This window comes from Streptomyces sp. RP5T (genome assembly GCF_003933965.1).
GTDB lineage: Bacteria > Actinomycetota > Actinomycetes > Streptomycetales > Streptomycetaceae > Streptomyces.
In genome coordinates, this window is the sequence record NZ_RSAJ01000445.1 from 1 (window position 1) to 6949 (window position 6949).

Consider the following 6949-nt stretch of genomic DNA (forward strand, 5'->3'; position numbering starts at 1 on the left):
GTGTCGGCGTAGGGGTGGGGGTTGGAGTTGGAGTGGGATCGGTACCGCCGGGTCCGCTGCCGCCGGTCCAGATGTGGGCGCCGGCCGTGACCGTCTTTCCGGCGGGCACCTGCACGGTGGTTCCGTCGGAGAAGTGTACGGCGGTGTCAGTGGCGGTGGTGTTGGCGGCGGCGTAGGTGCGTTCGCCGTTCTTGACGAAGACCGCGGCCAGCGGGCTGTCGGCGGTGACGCCGGTGTCCACGGTGCCCAGCGCGGCAAGGTTTCGAATCCAGTGGAAGGTGTGGGCCTTGCTCTCGCCCTCCTCGGAGGTGAGGGAACTGTTCGCGCGGAAGGCGGCCAGGGCCGCGTCGCCGTCGCCCAGCGCCAGGTACTCGTACCAGATGTCGGGCCAGATGCCGGGCTGGGTCTTGCCCGCCTGATCGAGCATCTCCTGGTAATTGGCCTTCACATAGGCCGGGTTGGCACCGAGGTAGAGGTGTCCGCCGGTCACCGGCAGCAGGTTGATGCCCTGGATCTGCTCCGGGGCGCTGGAGAACCAGGTGGAGTAGGCACCTCCGTTGCTCCAGACCATGCCGACCTCCTTGTGCGGGAAGTCGCCCGGGTAGACCTGGTCATGGACGTCGAACCAGTAGTCCTCGATGGCGGCGGCCTGCGTGGTGTACATGTAGATGCCTGCGTCCCGGACGGCCTTGTTCCCGGTGACGGTGCCCCACTGGATGAGCGCGTTGTCGAAGTTCATCCCCTCGGAGGACGACTCCTGGTTGTTGCCCGCAGCGAACGAGCCGTGCCCGGAGGCCCAGTCGTGACCGGCGTAGATGTCGAAGTCCCGCAGATAAGGGAAGCGTTCGTCGCTGCGGTCGTAGTTGTTGGCGTCCCGGATGAGCAGGTCCACCATGCCGCCGTAGTGGTCGGCGTCGGCCCACGTGGGGTCGAACCTGGCGAGGGTCGCGGCGGCGGCGATGTAGTAGCCGTAGTGGAAGTGGTGGTCGTTCAGCTCCTGGTCGGACCCGTAGGAGGCCGGATAGCCGATCAGGGTGCCCCACTTGTCGTCGTAGTAGAAGAGGTGGCCCGTCTTGCCCGGCGAGGCGGTGAACCAGTCCGTGAGCTTGGACTTGATCGCGGACAGGGCGGCGTCACGGACGGCGGTGTCACCCGTCTGGTCGGCGATCTCCGCCAGTCGTGCGGCGCGCCCCAGGCCCTTGCCGGTCCAGTACGTGTCGTCGCTCTGCTGGCGCGTCGGGTCGGCCTTCTCGGCGTCCAGGTAGTTCCGCAGTGTCGTCGCGTCGGCGCCGGAACTGTCGGCGACTCCCGGTATCTCGGGCAGCACTCCGTGGAAGACCATCGACGTCGAGAAGGACGTGACGCCGGTGAGCACCTTCAGCGGGCCACGGGAGGAGATGTACGTCTGCGGCAGCGGACTGCCCTCGGACAGGTGGCGCCACTGGTGCGGCAGCAGGGCCGCGACCGTGCCGGTGGCCGCCCCCTCAAGGGTTGTGGTCGTGTAGCGGTAGGTGGTGGTGACCGTGCTGTCGGCCTCGTCGTACCGGTAGGACACCGCGGTGCCGGTGACGTGGTCGTACGCGTACCTGGCGTACTCGGCCGCGAGCGCGGCCCGGTCGGCGCTCGCGGTGGACGGCGTCGTCGGCAGTACAGCGACGGAGAAGTAGTCCTTGCCCGCGAGCGAGGACGTGAAGGTGGAGCCGCTGACCGACCAGGAGGCGCCGCTCGGGGCGAAGGCCACGTAGTCGTGTCCGGCGACCGTGTAGCCAATCGTGGGGCCGGAGTTGGACCAGACGGCCACGGTCGCGTCGGCGGCGGCCTTGATCTGGGCGGTGCCGCCCGTCGCACGGAAGTAGGCGAAGGGCAGGCCCGAGCCGATGGTCGCGCGCAGGGTGTGCGCACCGTCGCTGAGGTACGGGCTGACGGTCCAGTCGCTCCAGTCGTCGACCTTCACCTCGGGGGCGGCCAGGCCGGAGACGCCGACGACGAAGTCCTCCTTGTAGTCGAAGTGGTACTCACCCACGCCCTTGGCGCTGCCGGAGATCGTCGGTTTGGTGCTGTAGGAGACTTCCAGCCCTCCGGACTGGGCCCGGAAGCCGAGCGGCTGCGCGAACAGGGGTTCTCCGTAAGCACAGTTGGTGCGCTTCCAGAGGATCGACGACCACCAGTCGTTGGTGGGCACGGCGCCCGACGGGGCGTCGGACGTGACCCAGTGGCGCGGGTTGGTGGACAGGTCCGCGCATCCCGAGGGCAGCGGGCCGGGCGCCGTGGTGGTGTAGCTGCCGGCGCCCACCGTGTCGGCGCCGGCCGACGTGGAGCCGAGCATGGTGAGGAGGCCGCTGAGCAGAGCGACGACGGCCACGAACCCGGCCACCCGCCGCCAAGGCGCGGACCACGGCGCCGTCCTTAAGGGCTGCGCTCTGTGCGGCTGAACTGCCTCTCTTGACATCGGTGCACCCTTCGGCAGGAGAAATACGGCACTTTCGTTTCCCAGGTCCAGGCCATAGATGAACCGGGCTAATGCAATTTGAGAGCGCTCTCAAGCCGGGAAGGCTAGGATCACCTCGGGTGACCGTCAATACAGCGCGCGATGATTCTTCGCCGCGACACCCCTGGCGCCGGCCGTTACCCCACAGCCGATACCCCACCGTCTTCACTCGCTGCGATGTCCGTCGCGCCGGCGGTCTGCAGCTTGGACTGCTCTCGTATGACTCCGCGTACCGCCCGCCGATGGAGAACAACTTCTGGTGCGCCCCCGCTCGACGGTCGATCCGCCCTCGACCACCAGGACCACCTCCGCCACCCGCACGGCACGACGACAGCCGCGGCACGGCCGGACGGACCCTCGCGGTGCGGGCCTCCCGTACGGCGGCCCAGGAGGTGTTACCGAGGCGGGCGATGGCCCCCTCGTCGATGAATTCCCGGCACACCCGAGCGCAGCCACAGCACGACATGCGACCGACCTCCGAGTCGCACTGTGCAGAACCACTTCAGATGATCTGCTCAGTGGCCGAGTCAGGGGCTCGTTCAGCGCGTTGCTGAGAGGGCGCGTCACCTTGAAGATCACCGCTTCGGCGACGTCCCGTGGATCGAGAAATCCGTAGCCGCTGGGTGTGGGGGCGTCCGGGGCATGTGGGTGCCGTGAAGCCGGACAACAGGGCGCGGGCGGCGGCCATGGCCGAGCTGTCCGCCACGTCCGCCTTGCCCGCACCCCGATCACCGTCTCCTGCTCGGCAGGCCGGCTCCGGCGGAAGCGGAGACGAGGGCGGACCAGCTGCGGTCCAGCCGCAGGAGCTGGCGGAGCTGGGGATGATCGCGTCCACGGAGAGGCGGACGCCGCCATGAACTGTCGCAGCCGGGGCGGAAACCGGGACAAGTGAAAGTACCGTCCGTAACAATGGCGAGGCGAGGGGTCACACGGACGGGGGCGTCATGGAAGGCGTGGTCGAGTTCAGGACCGCCGACGGTGCGGTGATCGCCGTCGAGGGCGTGGAGGAGGAGTCGGGGTCACGCCTCGTCGCACGGGACGACGGCACCGTCCGGGCGACCCGCACCTTCGAGGAGGCCCTGGGCGGGGTGCGCTCGGCGGCCGAGACGGCGTTGCAGGTCTTCAAGAGCGTCTCGCTGCAACCCGACTCCGTCGAGATCGAGTTCGGGGTGAAGCTCAGCGCGGAGGCGGGCGCCCTGATCGCGAAGAGCGCGGTCGAGGGCCATCTCATGGTCAAGCTCTCCTGGTCTCCGGGGCAGAATGCCGGCCCCCCGGAGACCCTCCCCGCGCCATGAGGAGTGCGGCCTGGCACGCCAGGATCGTCTGCGGCCCCACCACCGGTACGGGATTCCTGGTCACCGAGCGCCATGTGCTGACCTGCGCGCACGTCGTCGCCCGTAGCAAGGCGGACCCGATTCGTGTGACCTTCGCGCACGACGGCGAGGAGTCCGTCGGTGCGCGGGTGGTCGCCCATGGCGGCTGGGACGACCGTACCACCGGGACGGGCGACATGGCCGTGCTGGAACTCGACCACCAAGTCCTGCTGAAACCGGCGCAGTTCGCGGGCGTGACGGACGCCTTCGGTCATCCTCCGCGCAGACTCGTGGCCTACGGGTTCCCCAAGGCCTATGACGACGGGACCTTCGCCGAATACCGGACGACCTACGATCAGTTGATCGCCGGGGACTGGATCCAGGTCGAATCCTGGGCCGCGCACGGCCAGCCGTTGGTCCGCGGCTTCAGCGGCGCGGCACTGACGCTCGCGGACACGGGAAAGGTCGTGGGCATGGTCACCGAAGCCGCGCGCGACCCTGGAGTCCGCAACGGCCGGATGCTGCCCGCCCAGGTGCTGGCCCGTTACTGGCCGCCGCTCGCGGAACTCGTGCCGACTCCCGGATTCACCCGCGAGGAGAAGACCCGGTTACGGGAGTTGCTGACCGACATGTCCGGCCGGGTGGAGCGAGGCGGCCTGGAATGCCATCCCGAGCGGCTCTACCGCGCGTCCGTGGGCAGGAACGGGCCCGACCCCACCCACAGAATCCGCTCCCTGTGGGACGCGGTGTGCTGCCTGCTCTTCGAGGTGCCCGACCCGTCGGCTCTCGTCCGGTTCACCGAGCGGCTCGCGGACTTCGTGGAGGACGTCTCGGTACGCGCGGCACTGCGGTCCTGGTCCCGACAGTCGTACGGACAGTCGTACGGGCCACCGGACCCGCCGGCGCCGGTGCGGCCTCCCGAGACCCCTCAGCCCTGGTCGCCGATCCTCGTCGAGATCTCCCCCAGCGGCTCCGGAGAAGGCCGGTTCATGGTGGAGGTTTCCGTGTACGACGGGCAGTACCGCAGGATGGTGGGCTCCCGGACCCTCCCCGCCGAGCGCGTCCGCGGCTACGCGCTGGAGCGCATCGACGACGCCTACCGGTTGCTCGACCAGGACGCCCGGGAGCTGATCGCGTTCGTGCTGCCGCGTCGCTGGCTGAACACGGGTGTGGCGCGGTGGCCGCGCAGCGACGATGACGCGAGCCCGCTCGGCGCGATCGCCCCGGTCGTCGTGCTCGATCTGGAGAGGCGTCGCAGCGGAGTCCTGCAACGGCATCTCGTGCGGAACTGGCGGCGTCTCGACACCTGTTCCTCCGCCCGGATGCAGCGGGTCGGCTGCGAGCCGGCCGGACAGGATCCGCAGGAGGAGGTGAAGCTGACGCTCGAACTCCGTGGCGACGCCGACATGGTGGGCTTCGGCGTCCCCCCACGTGGAGCTGGCGCCGCCCGCCTCTTCAGGGCGACCCTGAACGCCGCCGTGCCCGTGCTCGTGTGGCCCCACTCCGGCTGTCACGGCCGGAACCCGCACGAGGGCTGCCGGGGCGCCGTCTTCCTGGACCACCTCGCCGAACACCTCGCGGACCTCCCCCCGAAAGAACTGCCGGCCTACGTCCATCTGTTGCGCGAGAAGGCGTACGCCGCCCAGGAGACGGAGCCGCACTGGGCGTACGACCTGGCGTTGCTGTGGGAGGACCCCCGCTGTCTGCCCGATCCCGTGGGCTACCGGCACACTCCGGTCGCCGACCCCTCGCGTCCCTGAGGAGCACTCATGTCCCTGTGGCCCGTGTACACCGGTACGAGCGAGCCGCACGACGGCATCGAGCTGCTTCCCCCGCCGCCGCCCTGGCGTGCCTTCGACGGCGGTCCGGCGTTGCCGATCCCCCTCGACGGCGGTGACAGCGCGGCCGCTTCGCCCGACCGTCGGCATCGCGCCCGTACCTATCTGGCCACGGACGAGGCGGTCCAGTTGGTCAATGCCGCGCTGTACCTGCGCCGCCCGCTGCTGGTGACTGGCCCGCCGGGCAGCGGCAAGTCGAGCCTGCCGTACTCGGTGGCGCGCGAACTCGGTCTCGGCCCGGTCCTGCGCTGGAACATCACCAGCCGCACCACGCTCCGCGAAGGGCTCTACCACTACGACCCGCTCTCCCGCCTGTACGCCGCCGGCCGTGGCTCCTCACACGAGGACCCGCCCGACACGGAGGTCCAGGACCACCTGCGGCTCGGCCCGCTCGGGACCGCCCTGCTGCCCTACGAACGCCCCCGCGCCCTGCTGATCGACGAGTTCGACAAGAGCGACCTGGACCTGCCCAATGACCTGCTGAACGTCCTGGAGGAGGGCCAGTACGAGATCCCCGAGCTGGTCCGGGTGGCCCAGCGCGCCCCGTCCGCCCGGGTGATGGTCGACGGCACGTCCGACCATGTGCGCGTGAACGAGGGCCGCGTACGCTGCCGGGCGTTTCCGTTCGTGGTGCTGACGAGCAACGGCGAGCAGGAGTTCCCGCCCGCGTTCCTCCGGCGGTGCGTCCACTTGACGCTGCGCCGCCCGAGCAGGGACCACCTCGAAAGCATCGTACGGGCGCATCTGGGCGAGCTCGACGAGTACGCCGCCGAGCTGATCGACCGCTTCCTGGAACGTCAGGTCATGGGTGAGCTGGCCACGGACCAGTTGCTGAACGCGATCTACCTGGCCGGCACTGCCGGGCCCGAACTGGACGCGGTGTCCCGGGACGCACTCGCAGAGCGGCTGCTGCCGTATCTGAACGCGGCGCAGGACGGCCGGGTACGGGACGAGTCCGATGTCTTCTGACGGGAGCCCGGCGCCTCCCGGCCGCTCCGGCGAAGGGGTACGTCGTCTGGGCGCGGACCGGCTCGCCGCCGTGCTCGCCCGGGCGGGCGGCGGTGACGGGCCGACACCGGTGGAACTGGCGGAAGCCCTGTGGCTGGCGCAACACGTCGCGGGCCCGGACGACTTCCGTCCCCCTCCCCCACGGCCGTCCCGGCGGTTCACCTCCACGCCTTCCTCGGACCGGCCGGACACGGGACGGCCTGCGAGCTCCGCACCCGCGCCGGACGGGACCTTCGCCCTGCCGCAGTTCCCCGGCGACCGCGTCCCCCTCCACCTGCCCGGCAAGAAGAAGGATCCCGTGC

Annotated in this window: 4 protein-coding genes and 1 pseudogene; 4 read left to right on the forward strand and 1 reads right to left on the reverse strand. The window is 70.0% G+C overall.

Translation table 11 applies throughout. The features are described 5' to 3' along the window. The coding region (locus EHS43_RS32895) for a glycosyl hydrolase (RefSeq protein ID WP_221740779.1) at positions 1–2362 on the reverse strand (2362 nt) is incomplete at its 3' end. 1070 nt (positions 2363–3432) lie between these two features. Here EHS43_RS32895 and EHS43_RS32900 point away from each other — a divergent pair. The 4 genes and pseudogenes from EHS43_RS32900 to EHS43_RS32915 form a co-directional block, all read left to right on the forward strand. Next, positions 3433–3783 (forward strand): CU044_2847 family protein, encoded by a 351-nt coding sequence (locus EHS43_RS32900; RefSeq protein WP_125194323.1) that lies wholly within the window; start codon positions 3433–3435, stop codon positions 3781–3783. After that, positions 3780–5561 (forward strand): trypsin-like peptidase domain-containing protein, encoded by a 1782-nt coding sequence (locus EHS43_RS32905; RefSeq protein ID WP_125194324.1) that lies wholly within the window; start codon positions 3780–3782, stop codon positions 5559–5561. The genes EHS43_RS32900 and EHS43_RS32905 overlap by 4 nt, the downstream gene beginning before the upstream one ends. Before the next feature lie 9 nt (positions 5562–5570). After that, the gene (locus EHS43_RS32910) at positions 5571–6608 is read left to right on the forward strand and encodes a MoxR family ATPase (protein WP_125194325.1); all 1038 of its coding nucleotides are present in this window, start codon (positions 5571–5573) and stop codon (positions 6606–6608) included. Next, positions 6598–6949 (forward strand): annotated as a pseudogene (locus EHS43_RS32915) (hypothetical protein); the annotation flags it as partial. The gene EHS43_RS32910 and the pseudogene EHS43_RS32915, both read left to right, overlap by 11 nt.

Excerpts from the sequence above, each read along its gene's own strand:
- EHS43_RS32900 (WP_125194323.1), top strand. The coding sequence starts at position 3,433 with ATGGAAGGCGTGGTCGAGTTCAGGACCGCCGACGGTGCGGTGATCGCC.
- EHS43_RS32905 (WP_125194324.1), top strand. The coding sequence starts at position 3,780 with ATGAGGAGTGCGGCCTGGCACGCCAGGATCGTCTGCGGCCCCACCACC.
- EHS43_RS32910 (WP_125194325.1), top strand. The coding sequence starts at position 5,571 with ATGTCCCTGTGGCCCGTGTACACCGGTACGAGCGAGCCGCACGACGGC.